This window comes from Janthinobacterium sp. PC23-8, assembly GCF_002250505.1.
Classification (GTDB): domain Bacteria; phylum Pseudomonadota; class Gammaproteobacteria; order Burkholderiales; family Burkholderiaceae_D; genus Janthinobacterium.
In genome coordinates this window covers 1,344,358-1,364,313 of sequence record NZ_NJGY01000001.1, presented here as the reverse complement: position 1 = coordinate 1,364,313, position 19,956 = coordinate 1,344,358, and the positions used below count along the sequence as shown (strand labels likewise).

General features: G+C 58.6%; 17 protein-coding genes and 1 pseudogene. 13 read left to right on the top strand and 5 right to left on the bottom strand.

The genetic code is table 11. The annotated features are described in order from the left end of the window. Window positions 1-192 precede the first annotated feature (192 nt). From CD932_RS05890 to CD932_RS05880, 3 genes are all read left to right on the top strand, one after another. Window positions 193-1,401 (top strand): ATP-binding protein, encoded by a 1,209-nt coding sequence (locus tag CD932_RS05890; RefSeq protein ID WP_094441818.1) that lies wholly within the window; start codon window positions 193-195, stop codon window positions 1,399-1,401. After that, entirely contained in the window at window positions 1,398-2,414 is a 1,017-nt protein-coding gene (locus CD932_RS05885; RefSeq protein WP_094441817.1) for a ParA family protein, read from the top strand. The genes CD932_RS05890 and CD932_RS05885 overlap by 4 nt, the downstream gene beginning before the upstream one ends. Window positions 2,415-2,768: 354 nt before the next feature. Beyond that, window positions 2,769-3,104 carry an FKBP-type peptidyl-prolyl cis-trans isomerase gene (locus CD932_RS05880; protein ID WP_094443483.1) on the top strand — a complete coding sequence of 112 codons (336 nt, stop codon included), beginning with the start codon at window positions 2,769-2,771 and terminating at the stop codon, window positions 3,102-3,104. A 19-nt stretch (window positions 3,105-3,123) separates the two neighbouring features. On the opposite strand, the gene CD932_RS05875 is transcribed toward CD932_RS05880, so the two are convergent. The 5 genes from CD932_RS05875 to CD932_RS05855 form a co-directional block, all read right to left on the bottom strand. Next, window positions 3,124-3,531: a response regulator gene (locus CD932_RS05875; protein WP_254926480.1), complete on the bottom strand. Its 408-nt coding sequence runs from the start codon at window positions 3,529-3,531 to the stop codon at window positions 3,124-3,126. A gap of 9 nt (window positions 3,532-3,540) precedes the next feature. Beyond that, a complete protein-coding gene (locus tag CD932_RS05870; protein ID WP_094441816.1) occupies window positions 3,541-4,983 on the bottom strand; it encodes an ATPase domain-containing protein in 1,443 nt (480 codons plus the stop codon). A 155-nt stretch (window positions 4,984-5,138) separates the two neighbouring features. Beyond that, window positions 5,139-5,846 carry a YjjG family noncanonical pyrimidine nucleotidase gene (locus CD932_RS05865; protein WP_094441815.1) on the bottom strand — a complete coding sequence of 236 codons (708 nt, stop codon included), beginning with the start codon at window positions 5,844-5,846 and terminating at the stop codon, window positions 5,139-5,141. A 52-nt stretch (window positions 5,847-5,898) separates the two neighbouring features. Further along, window positions 5,899-6,390: a DUF4265 domain-containing protein gene (locus CD932_RS05860; protein WP_094441814.1), complete on the bottom strand. Its 492-nt coding sequence runs from the start codon at window positions 6,388-6,390 to the stop codon at window positions 5,899-5,901. 93 nt (window positions 6,391-6,483) lie between these two features. After that, window positions 6,484-7,203, bottom strand: coding sequence for a Crp/Fnr family transcriptional regulator (locus tag CD932_RS05855; protein ID WP_094443481.1), 720 nt, complete (start codon window positions 7,201-7,203; stop codon window positions 6,484-6,486). A 699-nt stretch (window positions 7,204-7,902) separates the two neighbouring features. On the opposite strand from CD932_RS05855, the gene CD932_RS05850 reads away from it, so the two are divergent. From CD932_RS05850 to CD932_RS29725, 10 genes and pseudogenes are all read left to right on the top strand, one after another. Then, window positions 7,903-9,513, top strand: coding sequence for a DEAD/DEAH box helicase (locus CD932_RS05850; protein ID WP_094441813.1), 1,611 nt, complete (start codon window positions 7,903-7,905; stop codon window positions 9,511-9,513). Window positions 9,514-9,628: 115 nt separating this feature from the next. Then, window positions 9,629-10,537, top strand: a complete 909-nt coding sequence (locus CD932_RS05845) for a glycosyltransferase family 2 protein (protein WP_094441812.1) — start codon at window positions 9,629-9,631, stop codon at window positions 10,535-10,537. A 55-nt stretch (window positions 10,538-10,592) separates the two neighbouring features. After that, window positions 10,593-11,375 (top strand): glycosyltransferase, encoded by a 783-nt coding sequence (locus CD932_RS05840; protein ID WP_176460889.1) that lies wholly within the window; start codon window positions 10,593-10,595, stop codon window positions 11,373-11,375. A 213-nt stretch (window positions 11,376-11,588) separates the two neighbouring features. After that, complete coding sequence (gene rfbB, locus CD932_RS05835; RefSeq protein WP_094441810.1) at window positions 11,589-12,656, top strand: dTDP-glucose 4,6-dehydratase; 1,068 nt, start codon at window positions 11,589-11,591, stop codon at window positions 12,654-12,656. Beyond that, on the top strand, window positions 12,653-13,564 hold the full coding sequence (gene rfbD / locus CD932_RS05830) for a dTDP-4-dehydrorhamnose reductase (protein WP_094441809.1): 912 nt from the start codon (window positions 12,653-12,655) through the stop codon (window positions 13,562-13,564). Before rfbB ends, rfbD begins: the two co-directional genes overlap by 4 nt. 18 nt (window positions 13,565-13,582) lie before the next feature. Then, a pseudogene (locus CD932_RS05825) lies at window positions 13,583-13,888 on the top strand (sugar phosphate nucleotidyltransferase); the annotation flags it as partial. Continuing rightward, window positions 13,885-14,430, top strand: a complete 546-nt coding sequence (rfbC, locus tag CD932_RS05820) for a dTDP-4-dehydrorhamnose 3,5-epimerase (protein WP_094441808.1) — start codon at window positions 13,885-13,887, stop codon at window positions 14,428-14,430. The pseudogene CD932_RS05825 and the gene rfbC, both read left to right, overlap by 4 nt. Next, a complete protein-coding gene (locus CD932_RS05815; RefSeq protein WP_254926479.1) occupies window positions 14,427-15,281 on the top strand; it encodes an ABC transporter permease in 855 nt (284 codons plus the stop codon). The genes rfbC and CD932_RS05815 overlap by 4 nt, the downstream gene beginning before the upstream one ends. Continuing rightward, the gene (locus CD932_RS05810) at window positions 15,271-16,614 is read left to right on the top strand and encodes an ABC transporter ATP-binding protein (RefSeq protein ID WP_094441807.1); all 1,344 of its coding nucleotides are present in this window, start codon (window positions 15,271-15,273) and stop codon (window positions 16,612-16,614) included. The genes CD932_RS05815 and CD932_RS05810 overlap by 11 nt, the downstream gene beginning before the upstream one ends. Further along, a complete protein-coding gene (locus tag CD932_RS29725; protein WP_217907233.1) occupies window positions 16,607-19,873 on the top strand; it encodes a glycosyltransferase in 3,267 nt (1,088 codons plus the stop codon). Before CD932_RS05810 ends, CD932_RS29725 begins: the two co-directional genes overlap by 8 nt. Window positions 19,874-19,956 lie beyond the last annotated feature (83 nt).

Here is a 19,956-nt window from a genome sequence, read left to right as displayed (position 1 = left end):
AACGAGGCGCCCGCTTAGCGTTGACGCCATCAAATCGTGGACTTGCGATCCGACTGCGAAGCGTGCTCGCACTTGTCCAGATTGGGCGATAGAGGTTCTTGAGAGACGATTTAGATAGGCAGGCCGTTGGGCCGCGCACAGCGCGTTGGATATGTAAATTCCGACTGGACGACCATTCTGGAGTAATGAGAAATGCAAAGATTAACTGATGAAGAGCTGCTTGGTTTGCTCAATGACACGGAATCGGATCGTGCTGAGCGGAAAGAGTCTTTTAAAGGTGACGTGCCTAAAAAGGCTCGTCAAGCGGTGTGTGCATTCGCCAATGATTTTCCAGGACATAACAAGCCAGGAATTCTATTTATCGGTGCCAACGACAAAGGCGAGCCTTGCGGATTGGATATCACTGATCAACTTTTGTTGTCACTCGCTGATATGAAAACCGATGGCAATATTTTGCCATTACCCGTTCTTTCAGTGGAAAAACGGATTCTGAAAGGTTTGGCGATGGCGGTTGTCACTGTTATGCCATCAGATATGCCACCAGTGAAGTTTGAAGGTCGTATATGGATTCGCACTGGCCCGCGCCGATCACTGGCTAATGCACAAGAGGAACGTATTCTCAACGAAAAACGGCGCTATAAGAATTTGCCTTTTGATATTTATCCTGTTCCCTCGGCCAAAGTGAGTGATCTTTCCCGTGTGATTTTTGAAAACGAATATTTGCCTCAAGCATTTGCGCAAGATGTCCTCGAAGAAAATGGCCGCAGCTACGAGGAAAGATTGGCGTCCTGCCGCATGATTGTCGGGCCTGATGAATTTACGCCAACGGTAGTAGGTTTGCTTGCAGTAGGAAAGCAACCGCAAGACTTCTTGCCGGGTGCTTACATTCAATTTTTGCGTATTGACGGCATTGAATTGGCAGATCCGGTTATTGATGAAGAGGAAATTCGTGGTGGACTGGTTGAAATGCTTCGCAGGGCTGAGGAAAAGCTGAAGGCGCATAACCGAGTTGCTGTTGATATTACCTCTGCATCCACACACCAATTTGATGTTCCATATCCGCAGTCCGCTCTCCAGCAGATCTTGTATAACGCAGTTCTGCATCGTACATATGAAAGTACCAACTCTCCCATACGAGTATATTGGTTCAATGATCGAATCGAGATCAATAGCCCAGGAGGGCCTTATGGTAACGTTACAATAGAAAATTTTGGAAGGCCCGGGATTACAGACTACCGTAATCCGAATATCGCAGATGTGTTGAAGACTTATGGATTTATCCAGGCCTTCGGCCGGGGGATTGCTACTGCGCGCAGGGCCATGCAGGAGAACGGCAATTTGGCACCGACATTTGAAACAAATCAGAGCGCTGTTGTTTGTGTGTTGAGGGGAAAGCTGTGAGCGCGCCGATACTAACTTTTTTCAATAATAAGGGGGGCGTAGGCAAGACATCCCTTATTTATCATTTGGCATGGATGTATGCGAGCATGCGCAAAAGAGTGGTAATCGTGGACGTTGATCCTCAGGCTAACTTGACAGCGGCGTTTCTTGATGAGGATCAGATCGAGGCACTTTGGGAGAAAAAAAATGTTGGATCTACAATTTACCAGTGTGTAAAACCACTAACGGGAGTAGGTGATATCGCTGAGCCTATTCTTCAGAATATTGCCACTGACCTATACTTGCTCCCTGGTGATGTCAATTTATCAGGTTACGAGGATGCGCTGTCTGCGGAATGGCCTAGCAGTATGGGGGATAATAACTTGTATCGCCCCATGCGAATACTTAGCTCTTTTTGGCAAGTCATGCAAAAATCCGCTGAGAAGGTGCAAGCGGATATTGTTCTGGTTGATATTGGACCTAACTTGGGTGCCATCAATCGATCAGTATTGATTGCTACAGATTATGTCGTGATTCCGTTGGGTGCTGACTTGTTTTCATTGCAAGGGTTGAAGAATCTTGGGCCAACCTTGAGGAGCTGGAAAAGTCTCTGGAAGAAGAGGTTGGACAATTGGGATGGTAATGTTGAGAACAGTGCTTTTCCGGACTTCAAACTGCCGCAGGGGAAAATGCAGCCGATCGGCTATCTATGTCAGCAGCACAGTGTAAGGTTGGACAGGCCAGTGAAAGCCTATGATAAATGGGTGCAACGTATTCCAGCTGTTTACAGAGAGTCGGTACTTAATACGAAACTTCTGGAGAAGATAAAGCAGGAAGATGATCCTTATTGTTTGGCGACAATTAAACACTACCGCAGTTTAATTCCGATGGCACAGGAGCATCGAAAACCAATTTTCAATCTGACTTCGGCTGACGGTGCAATAGGTAGCCATTCGGCTGCAGTTCAAGACGCAAAGAAAGACTTTAGGGAATTGGTTAAAAAAATATCAGAAAAAATTGGAATTGAGCTATAATTTTCAATACTTTTACGGCGAGTAATTCAAATTTTAATATAAGGCTTGGCTGCGCTAGCATTTTTCATTTTTGTAATGCAAACATTGTCGACTTTTGCCAGTGACGCCGCTTGTCCTGATGTTGAATCTGGTGCATATCCCGTCAATCGATGATGCAAGGAGCGACCGTGACCATCGATGGTGATCTTTATGGCAAGGCCTTTTTTTTCCCGAAGCGATCAGGACTTTCGTGCGGGTGCCGTTGGCCAAATTACCGGCCGCGTCGGGGACGTCAATGCCGGAAATGCCGGAAATGCCTGACGTGCCTCGGCGCCGGTCAGACGTCGCATGAGCAGCAATTTCAATGAAATCAATATGACAACTGAGCTGAAAATTGAAGACATCGTGGCCGGCACCGGCAAGGCCGCCGAACGTGGCGCCCTGGTCACCGCCCACTATCGCGGCTGGCTGGAAGACGGCACGCAATTCGATTCGTCGCATCAACGCGGTGTACCGTTCCAGTGCGTGCTGAGCAATAACAAGGTGATACAGGGCTGGATACTGGGCTTGACGGGCATGCAGGTCGGTGGCACGCGCAAGCTGTGGGTGCCGGCGCATCTGGCCTATGGCGAGCGGCAGGTGGGGCTGATACCGCCGAATGCGAACCTGACATTCGAGATCGAATTGCTGGAAGTGCTGACGCGCGATTAGTGCTCGACGCAGCAGGCCATCATTCCTGCGTGCGGCCTTTGAGCAGCAGTCGCCGCACTTCCTTGATCAGCATGTCGATCGGCACGGGTTTCCTGAAAAAGCTGTCGTAGGCAATCGTGGCATGGTCGCGCACGATGCCGGCGCTGCACAGGATGAAGGGGATCGCTTGCAGTTTGTCGTCGGCGCGCCAGGCGCGGCACAGGTCCGCGCCGTCCATGGCGGGCATCATGAAATCGGAGACGACGATGGCCGGTTGCTCGAGCGCGGCGGCGGCCAGGGCCAGGCGGCCGTTGGCGGCGGTCGCCACGCGAAAGCCGCTGTACTCGAACAGCATGGAGTAGGTCGACAGGATGTCGAACTCGTCGTCGACAAGCAGGACGAGCTTGCCATCCGTGGGGGCTTCCATCATCGCAGTGTGATCGCTCATGGCCGCTCGCTATAGCTCCATGTCGGGCACGACCGGGCCGGTGACGGGCGCCTTGACCGACATGCCATGATCATTGATGAACAGCACGTGGTTGGCCGCGTCGTAGCTGTTTTCGCGCAGCTTCAGTACGCCGATCTGGCGCCGGTTGATGCCGTTGACATCGACGAAGCGCAGCAGGATGATGTTTTCGAACAGCATCGACGCCGACATGTCGCCATGCAACTGGTCCTGGCCGAAATAGGGCAGTTCCTGCGTGAAGAAGGTAGTCACATTACTGCAGCGCAGCTCGTTGACAAAGGCCGCCAGGAAGGAGCGCGAGCGGCCATCGTGGACGATGATGTCGCGCAGGCCGTCGATGCCATCGACCAACAGCCGCGTCACGGCGCGTTCGCCGATATTGCGTAGCACCTGCTGCGCCAGGCGGTCGACCAGCACCTCCAATGGCGGATGCCAGATGATTTGCAGGGCGCCGCTGTCATGGTAGGGCTGCAGGTCGATGCCGACGCTGGCGGCCTTTTCGATCAGCCGCGAGGGCGATTCGTAGAAGCCGGCGATCAGGCAGTGCTCGCCGCGCCGCAGGCCTTCAAGGATGAAATGCAGTCCCATCAGTGTCTTGCCCACGCCGGGATTGCCCAGCAGCGCCGTGGTCGAACCTTTGGCGATGCCGCCCAGTGTCAGTTCATCGATGCCCTGGATGCCGAAGCCCAGGCGTTGACGCGACATGCCGGGCGTCGCGCCCGAGGTCGAGCTGATCGCTTCGAGGCGCGGATACATCACCAGGCCGTCTTCATCCACTTCGAATACATGGCGGCCCAGCAAGTGCTTGCTGCCACGCAGCTTGAAGACCTTGATTTCACGCAGGAGTTGCAGCCCATGCTCGAACTGGCTCAGTTCGATCAAGCCATCGACCAGGGTGTTTTCCGAGTCGGCCACATTGCCTTCGGTCGGCGACAGCAAAAAGGTGGTGCACTGCATGGTCGAGACAAGCGAATTGAGCGAGAGCATGAATTCCGACAGCGCCACGTCGGACGGCCTGGCGTCGCGCACGGTGCGAAAGCCGTCGATGATCATGATGTCGGGCCGCTCTTCGGCCAGGGTCGTGGCGATCGACTTGAGCAGTTCGCGCAGGCCCCCTTTGAGCAGGTCGGCATAGGCGCCGATGAACAGGATGCGCTCGCCCACCAGGCTTTCGTCGAAGAAGGAAAAGCTGCTCAGGTGGTTGAGCATCTTGTCATGGGTTTCCGCGATCAGGGTCAGGATCAGCACTTTCTTGCCCTGGTGCGCGTGATGAAAGCCGATCTGGCAGGCCAGTGTGGTCTTGCCGCTGCCAGCGAGGCCCTGGATCAGATAAAGACTGTGGGCCGGAAAGCCGCCGCCCAGGATACGGTCCATGCCGGCCACGCCGGTGTTCAACAGGGGAATGCGCGCTAGCGGGTTGGTTCTGGTGTTCATGTCAATCTCATCATGGGCAACGGGCCGGCGTAGCGGTCTGGCTGGCGTGCGGCGCCGGGCCGTGGCGCGTTTGAAAAACCGGCAATCTTGTCGTCCTGATTATAGCAAGGCAAACGCTGCCTCACTGTACGGCCACCAACATAGCGCGCACGCTGTCACGACGCCACCGGCAAACCCTGGAGCGCGGCCACGATTTCGCGCAGGCTGGCCACCTCGAAGGTCGGCACCGCCGCCGCCGAGGTATTGCTGTTCTGCTGCGGGTTGTACCAGCAGCTGTCGACGCCGTAACGGTTGGCGCCAAGGATGTCGGCGTCGAGGCGGTCGCCGATCATGATCGCCTGCTCCTTGCTGAACGGCCCGGCCATCTTCGCCGCGTAGTCGAAAAAGCGCAGGTCCGGCTTGGCATGGCCGGCCGCTTCGGAGGTGGCGACGAAGGAAATATGCGGCTGCAGGCCCGAGCTGGCAATGCGGCGGTTCTGGATCGCATCGACGCCGTTGGTGAGGATGCCCACTTCGCCGATCGCGGCCAAGGTTGCGCACAGTTCGACCGCGCCGTCGATCAGCACCACCGTGTCCGACAACGATTCGAGATACAGGCGGCTGGCCAGTTCGGGATCGAGTACCAGGCCGGCGGCCAGGAACGTCTGGCGGAAACGCTCAACCTTGAGGAAATGCTGGGTGACGGTGCCTTGTTCGAAGGCGCGCCAGAGCGCCACGTTGATCGGCTGGTAGTAGCCAAACAGCGCTTCGGTGGCGCCCGCCACGCCCAGCGCGTGCATGGTGCGGACAAAGGAGAGGTTTTCGGAGGCCTTGAAATCGAGCAAGGTATCGTCGAGGTCGAACAGGAACAGTGTGTGTTTCATGGCTAGGCACAGACAGATCAATCTTCCATCCTAGCATGTACCGCTTTTCTGTTCAGGCCGTCAGCCACCAGTCCAGCAAGGTTTCGTCGTCGTCATCGCCGAGGTTGGCGTAGATATTGGCGAAGTACCATTCCACGCCGGTGGCCTCGCGAAAGGCGTCGAAGGGGCCGTTGACGTGGTAGATGCCATGCCGGCCCGGCACGCTGAAGGTCAGGTTGCCCTGGTATTGTCCATCGAGGGTGCCGCCCAGTTGTTGCCGCACCTCGCGTTCGAGTTTGGCCACGGCGTCGTCCGGTACCTGGTCGGCATAGAGCTGGATGCAGAAATTGCCGCCGCGTTTGAGCACTTCGGCGGGAACGGTCGGGTCCTGGATGCTGATGATGTCGCCGCGCGCCAGGTTCAGGGTCAGGCCGGGCGAGGCCAGCAATTCGTAGACGTCGTCGTCGATCTGGCGCGCGGGCAGCGATTCGTAGACCGGGCCGTTTTCGTTCTCGCCGGCCAGTACGCGGATATGCGGCAGGTCTTCGCAGTTGAAGTCGTCCATGGTGCCTTTCGTAATTGAGGGCACAATTGTACAGGCGAAAAAAAGCACGCCGCAGCGTGCTTGGAAGGAGCGCCGGGAGGCCGCTGTGAATGATCAGTTGTAGGCGCTGATGCTGCTGCGGAACTGTTCGAAACCGGCGCGGGCGGCTTTGTAGCAATTGCCGGCGGCCACTTCCAGGCCGGCGCGGTCCAGCACTTCGACGGTGCCGCGACGATATTGAATCAGGCCTTCGTCCTGCAGCTTGCGGGCCGTGACGGTAATGCTTTCGCGGCGCACGCCGAGCATGTTGGCCATGGTGTCTTGCGTTACTTTCAGTTCGTTCGACAGCGAACGGTCCAGGCGGTCCAGCAACCAGCGGCACAGTTTTTGTTCGATGCTGCAGTGGCGGCCGCCGACGACGTTCTGGGCCATCTGGGCAAACATGGCGCTGGTGTAGCGCATCAGCAATTGGGCCAGGGCGCCGCCTTCGTTGAAGACTTCACGCAGGAAGGCCGTTTTCAGGCGGTAGCCGTAGCCGGCACTTTGCACGACAGCGGTGCAGGTGGCGCGTTCGGCTTCGTACAGCGTCACGCCGGCCACGCCTTCACGGCCGATCACGGCGATCTCGGTGGTGGCGCCGTCTTCCATCACATACAGCAGGGAGACGATGGCGTTGGTCGGGAAGTAGGTATAGTCGATCTTGTCGCCGAAGTCGAACAGGTGCTTGCCGGCGGGCAGGGCGACCAGTTCCAGTTGGCAGAACAGGCGTTCGAGGTCGGTGCGCGACAGGGCCCGCAGCAGTTCGTTCTGCTGGGCGCCAGTGATGCTGATCATGGGCGAAGCGGGGGCTTTGGCGGGCGCTGGTTTCCAGTCGCCGCTGGCGGTGGTGCTGGTCACGGCTGGGGACAGGTTGCTATAAGCTTTGTACATGATATGGCCTCGTCTTCTGATCTTGTTGATTGGCGTTATTGCTGTTGTTTTGTATTCTGTGCTGCGTTGTGTTCTGCAATGACTCCACTATAAGACGATGGTGCCGCCGCCGGCATCGGATGAGCCGACGCGCTTATGTAGGCTAGGAACATTGCCCCGTGTCATCCCATTCCTACGTCGTCAACTTGCCGGCATGGCAAGGTCGTCCGCAGGCGCTGATGGAGCGTGGCACAGGCGGCACAGGCGGGGCTGGCAGTGATCGCTAGGGATGCGCGGCGCTGGTGGCGCTCGATGGGGCGGCGGGGCTGGTTCTTGATGGTTTTTGCCGGAAAATCACGGTTTCCGTGTACAGTTGCAGTGAATTAGGGTATCGTTTACAGCACTGATATTGTATCTTCTGCGCGCGATGTTCCGCCGGCGCAATCTCCGCCGCCATCGTCCGTACACCTTCCTGACGCTACCGCACTCGCCGCACAGCCTGCCTCGGAGCACAGAGGTGCCGTAAGAACAATCATCGGGCTTGCAAAACGTAGCTGCTGCGCCCTGAAATGTTGTTTATTGAGAAAGCATGGCTTCCGCAGTGCGGAGGCACACCAGAAAACTATGTCTGAAACCGAAACGACTCCTACGCCCGATCCGGCGCTCGCCCCAGCCGCGGCGCCTGTCGCCGCCACCGACGCTCCTGCTGTTACCGCCGTTACCGCCACGCCTGTCGCTGTTGTTGCCACTGCCACTCCCGCCGTCACCTCCGCTGTCATTCCCGCTCCCGCCGTTGCCGCTCCTGCCTTCAGCTTTGCCGATTTCGGCCTGGCGCCCGATATCCTGCGCGCGCTGACCGAGCAGGGCTATACGCATCCAACGCCGATCCAGGAACAGGCCATTCCGGTGGTGCTGCAAGGGCGCGATGTGATGGGCGCCGCGCAGACCGGCACCGGCAAGACGGCCGGCTTCTCGCTGCCGATCATCCAGTTGCTGCTGGCCCACGCCAGCGGCAGCATGTCGCCGGCGCGCCACCCGGTGCGCGCGCTGATCCTCACCCCCACGCGCGAGCTGGCGGTGCAGGTGGCCGAAAACGTCAAGGCCTACGCCAAGCACACCCCGCTGCGCTCGACCGTGGTGTTCGGCGGCATGGACATGAAGCCGCAAACGGTGATCCTGCGCGGCGGCGTGGAAATCGTCATCGCCACGCCGGGCCGCCTGCTCGACCATATCGAGCAGAAGAACATCAGCCTGGGCCAGGTGCAGATGCTGGTGATGGACGAAGCCGACCGCATGCTGGACATGGGTTTCCTGCCGGACTTGCAGCGCATTATCAACTTGCTGCCGAAACAGCGCCAGAACCTGATGTTCTCGGCCACGTTCTCGCCGGAAATCAAGAAGCTGGCTGCCACCTTTCTCAACGATCCGCTGACGATTGAAGTGGCGCGCAGCAACCAGACCGCCGACAAGGTCACGCAAGTGGTCTATAAAGTGCCGGAAGACCAGAAGCACGCCCTGGTGGTGCACTTGTTGCGCCAGCGCGACCTGAAACAGGTGATCGTGTTCTCGAACACGAAAATCGGCGCCTCGCGCCTGGCGCGCGTGCTGGAACAGGAAGGCATGAGTGCCACCGCGATTCACGGCGACAAGAGCCAGCAGGAGCGCATGGCCGCGCTCGAATCGTTCAAGAAGGGCGAGATCGATGTACTGGTGGCAACCGACGTGGCCGCGCGCGGCCTCGACATTTCCGACCTGCCCTGCGTCATCAATTTCGACTTGCCATATAACGCCGAAGACTATGTGCACCGCATCGGCCGCACCGGCCGCGCCGGCGCCTCGGGCGACGCGATTTCGATCTATTCCGACAAGGACGAGCGCTTGCTGGCCGATATCGAAAGGCTGATCAAGCAAACCGTCAAGCGTGGCGAACTGGGCGGCTTTTCGCCGGTGCCGGCACGCTCGGCCGACAGCGACCGCGAGCGCCGTCCGCCGCGCCGCGCCGAAGGCGACATGCGTCCACCGCGCGCGTCCGACGCCGACGTGCGCTCGTCCACCCGTCCGCCTGAACGCTCGAGCCGGCCGCCTTTCAGTCCCGGCGCGCGCCGCGAGAAGGTCGATCCCTGGTTCCTCAAGCCATATGAGCCGGCCAAGGCGGCGCCAGCGGCGGTGGTCAATACGCCTGCCAGCAAGCCCAAGCCAAAGTTGGCAGCCCTGCTCGGCGGCTTGAGCAAGTAATCACCGCGCCGGCGCGCATGTCGGCATCCACCACGCTCCTCATCCCATCATAGACAGGCGCAGATCGGACGCCGGTGGATCGCCTGCCGCCGGTGTTTGCGCCTGGAGTCGCTTCATGCATGATATTTCCACTGGCAGTGTGTATGCCATTGTTGTTACCTACAACCCGACGCCGGACCATCTGTGGCGGCTGACTTCCTGTCTGGCCGGCCAGGTCGAAAAAATCATCGTGGTCGACAACGGCAGTGCCAATATCGCGCTGTTGCGCGCCGGCTGCGAGGCTTGTGCCGAGATTGAACTGATCGCGCTGCCGCAGAACATGGGTATTGCCTACGCACAAAATGTGGGGAATGACCGGGCGCGCCTGGCCGGTGCCCAGTACCTGATCTATTTCGACCAGGACAGCAGCATCACGCAGTGCTTCGTCGCGTCGTTGAAAGCCGCTTTTCTCGCGCTGTCGCAAACCCGCAGGGTTGCCCTGGTCGCGCCGGTGTTCAAGGATGAACAGAAGGGGTTTTTTTATCCTCTGGTCTGGTTCAGCCGGCATGGTACGCGTCGAAAAATCTTTCCTACCGGTCAGGAAACCAGCGCCATTCCCGTTTCCATCGCCATTTCGTCGGGCTCCTTCACCAGCATGGCCGTGATGGACCAGGTGGGCGCGATGCGCAGCGATTTCTTTATCGATTATGTCGATATCGAATGGTGCTTGCGGGCCGTGAATGCCGGTTACGTGCTGTTTGCCATTCCCTCGGTGTGCATGGTCCATTCGATCGGCGAGCGTTCGATTGCCTTCCTGAAGTGGCGCTTGCCGATTCATTCGGAGGCGCGGCGTTATTACCGCATCCGCAATGGCTTTTTGCTGCTGCGCCTGTCCCATGTGCCCAAACTGCTGGCGTTGCGCGAAGTCATGATCAACATGGTGTATCAGTGCATTCTGCTGGCGACACAGAAAAACAGGCTGCTGCAGCTGAGATACTTTCTGCGTGGCGTGCGCGATGGGCTCGGCGCGCTGTGGCGAGGCTGAGCTGTTGAAGACCGTTGTGGCGTGCACGCCGCTTTTTATCACTGGATCCTGGTTTATGAGTCGTCAAAAATTTTCGCTGTCTATCGTCAGTCACGGACACCGCGCCTATATCGAGCCGTTGTTGCATCAACTGGCGGCCCTGCGGGAGCGCCCGTTCGACGTCATCCTGACGCTCAATATCAGGGAAGAACTGGCGATCGATCTCGAGGCCCTGCCGTTCAAAGTGTATCTGATTGTAAATCCGTCACCGCGCGGTTTTGCGGCCAACCATAATGCTGCCTTTATGTTGTCTAATAGTGATCATTTCGTCGTATTGAATCCCGATATACGCTTGATGGACGATCCTTTTCCGGCACTGCTCGCCATGCTGGAGCAGTCGGCATCGGCCATCTGTGCGCCGCTGATCGTCAGTGGCAGTGGCCAGGTCGAAGACAGTGCGCGCAATTTCCCATCGCCTTATCATCTGCTGCGCAGGATCGTCGGACGCCTGTTGCATCTGCAGCGGCCGCGTGAAGTGGTGCCGCAGGTGGGTCCCATGCTGGTGCCTGACTGGGCCGCAGGGATGTTCCTGGCCGTGCCGCGCGCTGTTTATGTGGCCTTGCATGGTTTCAGCGAACGTTATTTTTTATATTTTGAAGATGTGGATTTTTGTGCGCGGGCGCGCCTGGCCGGATTTCAAACCCTGGTCAATACGGAGATCCGCGTGATTCATGAAGCCCAGCGCGATAGCCACCGCCAGTTGCGCTTCATGCTGTGGCACCTGGGCAGCGCACTGAAATTTTTTGTGTCAAGTGTGTATCTGAAAATCCTGATGCGGCGCTTTTTCGGGAAACGATGAGTATTCCAGCGTTTGCTGCCCTGATATCGCTTCCGCTGGCGCTTTGCCTGAACAATGGCAAGCCGCGAGTATGTCGGGGTCGTTAAAACACGGCTGATACGATACAATCTGCCAAACCAGTGATGCTAAAGTGAAAACCTTTTTTGGTGTTGCGGTTGGTCGCTGCGGTTTCTGGTCGGTTTGATGAAATATGGGCAATATTGAGGATTTAAAATGATACTGGTAACGGGGGGCGCGGGATTTATTGGCGCAAATTTTGTTTTGGACTGGCTTGCTCAATCTGATGAACCAGTCGTCAATCTTGATGTCCTGACCTACGCGGGCAATCTCGATACCTTATCCACGCTCGAGGGCGACCGGCGCCACCTGTTTGTCCATGGTGACATCGGCGATAGCGCCCTGATGGCCAAATTGCTGGCCGAGCACCAGCCACGCGCTATCGTCAATTTCGCAGCGGAAAGCCATGTCGACCGCTCCATCCATGGCCCAGGCGACTTCATTCAAACCAATATCGTCGGCACCTTCCATCTGTTGGAAGCCGTGCGCGCCTACTGGGGGGCGCTCGAAGACGATGCGCGCCAGCAGTTGCGCATGCTGCATGTGTCGACCGACGAAGTCTATGGTTCGCTGGCCAAAGACGAGCCAGCTTTCACCGAGACCCACCGCTACGAGCCCAACAGTCCTTATTCAGCCAGCAAGGCCGCCAGCGACCATCTGGTGCGCGCTTATCACCACACGTATGGCTTGCCGGTACTTACTACCAATTGTTCGAATAATTACGGCCCTTATCATTTCCCGGAGAAGCTGATCCCGTTGATGATCGTCAATGCCCTGGCTGGCAAATCGCTGCCAGTATATGGGGATGGTCAACAGATTCGCGATTGGCTGTATGTGAAGGATCATTGCAGCGCAATTCGCCGCGTGCTGGACGCAGGCACCGTGGGTGAGGTGTATAACGTTGGCGGCTGGAATGAAAAGCCGAATATCGAGATCGTGCACACGATCTGCGCCCTGCTCGACGAATTGCGTCCGCGCGCCGACGGCCGTCCTTACAGCGCACAGATCACCTATGTGACCGACCGGCCGGGCCATGACCGCCGCTACGCCATCGACGCGAGCAAACTGCAGCGCGAGCTGGGCTGGAAGCCGGCCGAAACATTTGATACCGGCATCCGCAAGACGGTGCAGTGGTATCTGGATCACCAGGATTGGGTGGTCAACGTGCAGTCGGGAACTTATCAGAACTGGGTGGCAAAAAACTATAGCGAGCGGACACCATGAAAATTTTACTGTTAGGAAAGAACGGCCAGGTCGGCTGGGAGCTGCAGCGCAGCCTGGCGCCCTTGGGCGAGGTCATTGCGCTGGGCAGCGACAGCGTGCAATGGTGTGGCAATTTCCAGGATCTGGCGGGGATTGAGGCCACGGTGCGGGCCATCGCCCCCGATGTGATCGTCAATGCGGCCGCCTATACGGCGGTCGACAAGGCCGAGAGCGATGCGGATGCCTGCGCTACGGTCAATGCCCGGGCGCCCGGCGTGCTGGCCGCAGTGGCCGCCGAAACCGGCGCCTTGCTGGTGCATTACTCGACCGACTATGTGTTTGACGGCAGTGGCGAAGCGCCACGCGATGAATCGGCGCCGACCGGACCCTTGAGCGTCTATGGCAGCACCAAGCTCGATGGCGAGCAGGCGATTGCCCGCAGCGGCTGCCAGTACCTGATTTTCCGCACCAGCTGGGTATATGCCGCGCGCGGCGGCAATTTTGCCAAGACCATGCTGCGCCTGGCCGGCGAGCGTGAGCGTCTGTCCGTGGTGGCCGATCAGATCGGTGCGCCGACTGGCGCCGAGCTGATTGCCGATGTGACCGCGCACGCCATCCGTTCAGCGCGCGCGCAGCCAGAACTGTCGGGTATCTATCATCTGGCCGCCGCCGGCGAAACCTCCTGGCACGGCTATGCCCGTTACGTGATCGATTTTGCGCGCCAGGCAGGCGCCCGGATCACGGTGGCAAACGAGGCGATCGCCGCCGTCGGCAGCGAAGCGTTTCCCGCCCCTGCCGCACGGCCGAAAAACTCCAGGCTCGATACCGCAAAACTGCAATCGGCCTTCTCGCTCACGCTGCCGGACTGGCAGCGTGGCGTGGCGCGCATGCTCAGTGAGATTCTAGAAAATAATGATGGATCAAGGTAAAGGCATTCTCCATCGGCGCGCGGCGAACTGGAAATGACCGATATCAATCGTATTTATCTTGAACGCCATGAATTGAATGTGGAAATTCTTGGCCGTGGCTATGCCTGGCTCGATACCGGCACCCATGAAAGCCTGAACGAGGCCAGTAAGTTCATCCGGACGATCGAACATCGCCAGGGATTGAAAGTGGCCTGCCCGGAAGAAATTGCATTCCGTAGAGGCTACATTACCGCAGCCCAGCTCGAACAGCTGGCCGCACCGCTGGCGAAGAATGGCTATGGCCAGTACTTGCAGCGCTTATTAAAGGAAAAGGTACAGGGATGAAGGTGATAACGACGGCAATTCCCGATCTGCTGATCATCGAACCGAAGGTGTTTGGCGACGCGCGCGGGTTTTTCTATGAAAGTTTCAATCAGCGCCAGTTTGAAGAGGCAATAGGCTGCCAGCTTGGGTTTGTCCAGGATAACCACAGCCGCTCGGCGAAGAACGTGTTGCGCGGCCTGCACTACCAGATCCAGCATCCTCAGGGCAAGCTGGTGCGCGTCACCCAGGGGCGCGTCCTTGATGTGGCCGTCGATCTGCGCCGCAGTTCCGCCAGCTTTGGCCAGCACGTCGCTGTCGAACTGTCGGCCGAGAATAAACAGGTGTTATGGGTGCCGCCCGGTTTCGCTCACGGTTTCCTGGTGCTGTCCGACAGTGCCGAATTTCTGTATAAAACCACCGATTACTGGTATCCCGAGTTCGAGCGCTGCCTGGCCTGGAACGACCCGACGCTCAACATCGCCTGGCCGCTGGACGGCTTGCCTGCCTTGTCGGGCAAGGACCAGTTGGGCAAGCTGCTGGCCGATGCGGAGACGTTTGCGTGAGGCAGCATGTCGCGGCAATCAATCCGCATGCCGCCCAGCCAACGTCGCTGCTGGCGCTCGGACGCAGCCTGTGGCATAACCGCAGCCTGATTGCCCAGATGAGCAAACGCGAAGTCGTGGGCCGTTACAAGGGCTCTATCCTGGGCCTGGCATGGTCTTTTTTCAATCCGGTTTTCATGCTGGTGGTGTACACCTTCGTGTTTTCCGAGATTTTTAAATCACGCTGGGGCGGTGCTGGCGTGGAGGAAAGCAAAACCCAGTTTGCGATTGTCCTGTTTGTCGGCATGATCGTGCTCGGCCTGTTCAGCGAGGTGATCAACCGCGCGCCCACGCTGGTGCTGGCCAATGTCAACTATGTCAAGAAAGTGGTGTTTCCGCTTGAAGTACTGCCGCTGATCGCGATGGGCGCCGCGCTGTTTCATGCGATGATCAGCCTGGTCGTGCTCCTCAGCGCATTCTTCCTGCTCAATGGCTACCTGCACTGGACCGCCTTGCTGCTGCCGCTGGTGCTGCTGCCCTTGATGATACTGATCATGGGTCTGGCGTGGATACTCGCCTCGCTGGGCGTGTTTCTGCGCGATGTGGGGCAATTCGTCACCATTCTGACCACCGTCCTGACTTTCTTGTCGCCGATCTTTTATCCGGTTTCCGCCGTGCCGGAAGCGGCGCGGGTCTTTATCATGGCCAATCCTTTGACCTTCATCATCGAACAGTCGCGCGACGTATTGCTGTGGGGGCATTTGCCGGACTGGTCCGGCCTCGGCTTGTACACGCTGCTGGCGCTGGTGTTTGCCTGGGCCGGTTTTGTCTGGTTCCAGAAAACCCGGAAAGGATTTGCCGATGTCCTCTGATGAAATCGCTATCCGCGTCAGCAACCTGAGCAAGCGTTATGAAATCTACGACACGCCGCGCGATCGCCTGAAACAGTTCATGCTGCCGCGCGCGCAGCGCCTGCTCGGCCGTCCAACCGGCCAGTATTTCCGCGAATTCTGGGCCTTGAACGATGTGTCGTTTGAAATCCGGCGCGGTGAAACCGTGGGTGTCATCGGCCGTAATGGCAGCGGCAAGTCGACCTTGCTGCAAATGATCTGCGGCACCCTCACGCCCACCTCGGGCAGCATTGAAACCAGCGGCCGCATCGCCGCGCTGCTGGAACTGGGGTCGGGTTTCAACCCGGAGTTCACGGGCCGTGAAAACATTTACATGAATGCGTCCGTGCTGGGCCTGTCGGTCGAAGAAATCGACGCCAGATATGATGACATCGTCGCTTTTGCCGACATCGGACAGTTTGTCGAGCAGCCCGTCAAGACCTATTCCAGCGGCATGTATTTGCGCCTGGCCTTTGCCGTGATCGCCCATGTCGATGCCGATATTCTCGTCGTCGACGAAGCGCTGGCGGTGGGCGACGCCGTGTTTACCCAGAAATGCATGCGCTTCATCCGCAAGTTCCAGGAACGCGGCACGCTGATTTTTGTCAGCCACGACACCGCATCGGTGCAGAACCTGTGCCGCTCGGGGATCTGGCTCAAGCATGGGCGGGTGGAGCAACTGGGCACGGCCAAGGCCGTTTCCGAAGCCTACCTGCAATACACGCTGCAGGAGATCTACGGTGCCGAGTCGAAGCTGACCTCGGTAGGCGGCGCCGAAGCGGGCGACGCCACCTCAGCGCCACCCCTGGCCAGCGACTATGGTACGCAAGCGTCGGTGCGCGACAATCTGAGTGACGCCAATGGCTGGAAAACCGGCCATGCCGACATTGTTTCGGTGGCGCTGACCAAACTCTCCGACGAGACCGACGCGGTGTTCGAGGGCGACGAACGGGTACGCATGACGGTGCGGGCACGGGCACATCAGGCACTTGAGCGGCCGATTCTTGGTTTCCTCGTGCGCGACCGCCTGGGGCAGGATCTGTTCGGCGAAAATACCCTGCATTTCACCGGCTTGCGGCCGACCCCGGTTGCCGCCGGCGCCCTGTTCGAAGGAGTGTTCGAGTTCCGCCTGCCGATGCTGCCCAATGGGCAATATGCCGTCATGGCGTCGGTGGCGGACGGCGACCTGCAGAACCACGTACAGCATCACTGGTTGCACGATGCTCTGATCATTAACATTTCATCTAGTAAAATCCGTTACGGCCTGGTCGGTTTGCCGTTCACCCGTGCGGAGCTTGAGGTCATTCATGAGTAAGCCTACGTTGTTTGAAATATTCACCAGTCACCAGGGCAAAGTGTCCGATAAATGGGATCTGTATTTAAGGGAGTATGACCGCCTGTTCAGCGCTTACCGGACAGCACCGCTGCGGCTGCTTGAAATCGGCATCCAGAACGGCGGCTCGCTCGACATATGGGCCGATTATTTTGCGCCCGGCAGTACCCTGGTCGGATGCGACATCAATCCTGACTGCGCGGCACTGGTATATGACAATCCGGCCATCAGTTTCATTCTGGGCGATGCCAATGACCCTGCCGTGGTGGAACAGGTGCTGCGGCGCGCGCCGGTATTCGATCTGATCATCGACGACGGTTCGCACACCTCGGGCGATATCGTGAAGACCTTCACGCTGTATTTCCAGCATTTGGCCGACGGCGGCCTGTTTGTCGCGGAAGATTTGCACTGTAGTTATTGGGAACAATACCAGGGGGGCTTGTACGACCCGTATTCGTCGTTGTCATTTTTCAAGCGCCTGTCCGACGTGATCAGCCACCAGCACTGGGGCATCGCACGCGAACGCAAGGCCATCTTGCAGGGTATTTTCGGCCATTACGGCTGCGATATCGACGAGGCGGTGCTGACCAGTATTCATTCCGTCGAGTTCATCAATTCGCTGTGTATCGTACGCAAGGCGCCGGCAGAAGAAAACGTGCTGGGACGGCGTATCGTTACCGGCAGCGACGAGCGGGTCGTGCCTGGTATTTTGCAGCTGCATAATACGGAATATGTGCATGGCGTGGCGTTTGACCAGAGCGCCAATCCATGGAGCCTGCGGCTGCAGGCGCCCGACGAGGCCTTGCCCGCGGTCGAACAGCAACTGTCCGCATTGCAGCAAAGTTACGCCGATCTGCAGCAAAGTTACGCCGACCTGCAGCAAAGTTACGCCGACCTGCAGCAAAGCCAGACGGACTTGCAGCAACGTCACAGCGGCTTGCAGCAACGCCACGCCGACCAGGTCGCTGTGCAACATCAGTATGCGGCATCGCAACGACAGCAGATCGCTACCTTGCGCCAGCAACTGTCGACCAGCATCAGCCAGACTACCGCCGTGCGGCAGGAAGTGGCGCAGCGCGACGAGCGCGCTGCCGCCTTGCAACAAGTTTTGGTGCAGAAAGAAGAACAGATTGCCACTCTGCAGCAAGCCCTGGCGCAGAGCGAAGAACGGGTAGCCGAAATCCAGCAGATCCTGGTACAGCGCGATGAACGTGTTGCTGATGTGCAGCAAACACTGACCCAGCGCGATATCGAGATTGCCGCCCTGCGCAGCTCCAGCAGCTGGCGCGCGACGGCCGGGCTGCGTTTTGTTGGTACGCAAGTGTTGCGGGCCAAGCGCGCGGTGCGGCTGGTCCGGTCGGCGGTTCGCATGGGTGGTGGCCTGCCGGCGACCGCCGCCAAGGCCGCAGAGGCCTACCGCCGTGATGGTATTGCCGGTTTGCAACGTGGTGCTGCGCTGGTCGAAGCTGTGCAGTCGGGCAATCCGTCCGGCGTGCCGGTGGCTGCCGGCGAGCCCGACCGTAATGACTACGCGGCATGGCTGCACCGCTATGACGTGTTGGACGATGAACGGCGCGCCGCGCTACGCACGCGCCAGGAATTTTTTGCCGTCCAGCCTCTGATCAGCGTGGTGATGCCGACCTACAATCCGAAACCTGGCTGGCTGGTCGAGGTGATCGAATCGGTGCGCCAGCAGATTTATCCGCACTGGGAACTGTGCATCGCCGACGACTGCTCCAGCAATGCGGAGATCCGTACGATCCTCGAGCGTTACCAGCGCGAGGACAGCCGCATCAAGGTCGTGTTCCGGCCCAAGAACGGCCATATTTCGGCGGCATCGAACAGCGCCATCGAAGTCGCCACCGGTGACTGGATCGCGCTGCTCGACCATGACGACCTGCTCAGCGAGCAAGCCCTGTTCTGGGTTGCCGAGGCGATCAACCAGAAGCCCGATGCACGCCTGATCTATTCCGATGAAGACAAGATCGATGCGGATGGCGTACGTTTCGGTGCCTACTTCAAGACCGACTGGAACCGTCCGCTGTTCTATTCGCAAAACATGATTTCGCATCTGGGCGTGTACCACGCGGCGTTGGTGCGCGAGGTCGGCGGTTTCCAGGTGGGCATGGAAGGCTCGCAGGACTATGACCTGGCGTTGCGCTGCATAGAACGTATCGAAGATCACCAGATCCACCATATTGCGCGTGTCCTGTACCACTGGCGAGTCCACCAGGAGAGCACGGCCATGTCCAGCGACGCCAAGCCGTACGCGCAAATGGCTGGCGAACGGGCGCTGACCGCCCATTTTGCCCGCCGTGGCGTGAACGCCACTGTCGAGCGCGTGAAAGATAGTTACCGTGTGCGTTACGCGCTGCCGGACCATCCGCCGCTGGTCAGCCTGATCATTCCGACCCGTAATGGACTCGAACTGCTGCGCACTTGCGTGCAGAGTGTCCTCGCGTTGACGACGTATCCGAACTACGAAATACTGATCGTCGATAACGGTTCGGACGACCCGGCTACCCTGGACTGGCTGCGCGACGTGCAAGGCGACCAGCGCGTGCGGGTGCTGCGCGATGACCGTCCGTTCAACTATTCGGCGCTTAACAATGGCGCGGTGCGGCATGCCCGCGGCGAGCTGCTCGGTTTGCTCAACAACGACCTTGAAGTCATCACGCCCGACTGGCTTGACGAAATGGTCAGCCATGCGCTGCAACCCGGCATTGGCGCCGTGGGCGCCCGTCTGTGGTACCCGGATAACACCTTGCAGCACGGCGGTGTCATTGTCGGTCTCGGTGGCGTAGCCGGTCATGCACACGTCCACATGGCGCGCCAGCATGATGGGTATTTCGGTCGCACCAGCCTGCTCAGCGCTTTTTCTGCCGTGACGGCAGCTTGCCTGGTGATCCGCAAAAGCATCTTCCAGGAAGTGGACGGGCTCAATGAGACCGACCTGGCAGTGGCCTTCAACGACGTCGATTTTTGCCTGCGCGTACGTGAGCTCGGCTACACCAACATGCTCACGCCGTATGCCGAGCTGTATCACTACGAGTCGGCCACGCGGGGACTTGATGACACGCCCGAAAAGAGTGCGCGTTTCAACCGTGAAGTGGAGTACATGAAGCGGCGCTGGGAGCCATTGTTGCAGCATGATCCGGCGTACAGTCCGAATCTGTCGTTGCTGTACAGTGACTTCAGCCTGGCGTGGCCGCCGCGTTCGGCGGCGCCTCACGCGGCCTAGCCTGGCGCAGGGCAGGGTGGCCGACGCTCCGGCCCTGCCCATGAAGACGTTCGCACAGGTGCCGGCAAAGCCGGGTACGGCAT

Bases quoted from the DNA above. Each gene is read 5' to 3' on its own strand.
- rfbB (WP_094441810.1), top strand. From the start codon at position 11,589: ATGATACTGGTAACGGGGGGCGCGGGATTTATTGGCGCAAATTTTGTT.
- CD932_RS05850 (WP_094441813.1), top strand. From the start codon at position 7,903: ATGTCTGAAACCGAAACGACTCCTACGCCCGATCCGGCGCTCGCCCCA.
- CD932_RS29725 (WP_217907233.1), top strand. From the start codon at position 16,607: ATGAGTAAGCCTACGTTGTTTGAAATATTCACCAGTCACCAGGGCAAA.
- rfbC (WP_094441808.1), top strand. From the start codon at position 13,885: ATGAAGGTGATAACGACGGCAATTCCCGATCTGCTGATCATCGAACCG.
- CD932_RS05840 (WP_176460889.1), top strand. From the start codon at position 10,593: ATGAGTCGTCAAAAATTTTCGCTGTCTATCGTCAGTCACGGACACCGC.
- CD932_RS05865 (WP_094441815.1), bottom strand. From the start codon at position 5,846: ATGAAACACACACTGTTCCTGTTCGACCTCGACGATACCTTGCTCGAT.
- CD932_RS05880 (WP_094443483.1), top strand. From the start codon at position 2,769: ATGACAACTGAGCTGAAAATTGAAGACATCGTGGCCGGCACCGGCAAG.
- CD932_RS05860 (WP_094441814.1), bottom strand. From the start codon at position 6,390: ATGGACGACTTCAACTGCGAAGACCTGCCGCATATCCGCGTACTGGCC.
- CD932_RS05845 (WP_094441812.1), top strand. From the start codon at position 9,629: ATGCATGATATTTCCACTGGCAGTGTGTATGCCATTGTTGTTACCTAC.
- CD932_RS05810 (WP_094441807.1), top strand. From the start codon at position 15,271: ATGTCCTCTGATGAAATCGCTATCCGCGTCAGCAACCTGAGCAAGCGT.
- CD932_RS05870 (WP_094441816.1), bottom strand. From the start codon at position 4,983: ATGAACACCAGAACCAACCCGCTAGCGCGCATTCCCCTGTTGAACACC.
- CD932_RS05855 (WP_094443481.1), bottom strand. From the start codon at position 7,203: ATGATCAGCATCACTGGCGCCCAGCAGAACGAACTGCTGCGGGCCCTG.
- CD932_RS05890 (WP_094441818.1), top strand. From the start codon at position 193: ATGCAAAGATTAACTGATGAAGAGCTGCTTGGTTTGCTCAATGACACG.
- rfbD (WP_094441809.1), top strand. From the start codon at position 12,653: ATGAAAATTTTACTGTTAGGAAAGAACGGCCAGGTCGGCTGGGAGCTG.
- CD932_RS05875 (WP_254926480.1), bottom strand. From the start codon at position 3,531: ATGAGCGATCACACTGCGATGATGGAAGCCCCCACGGATGGCAAGCTC.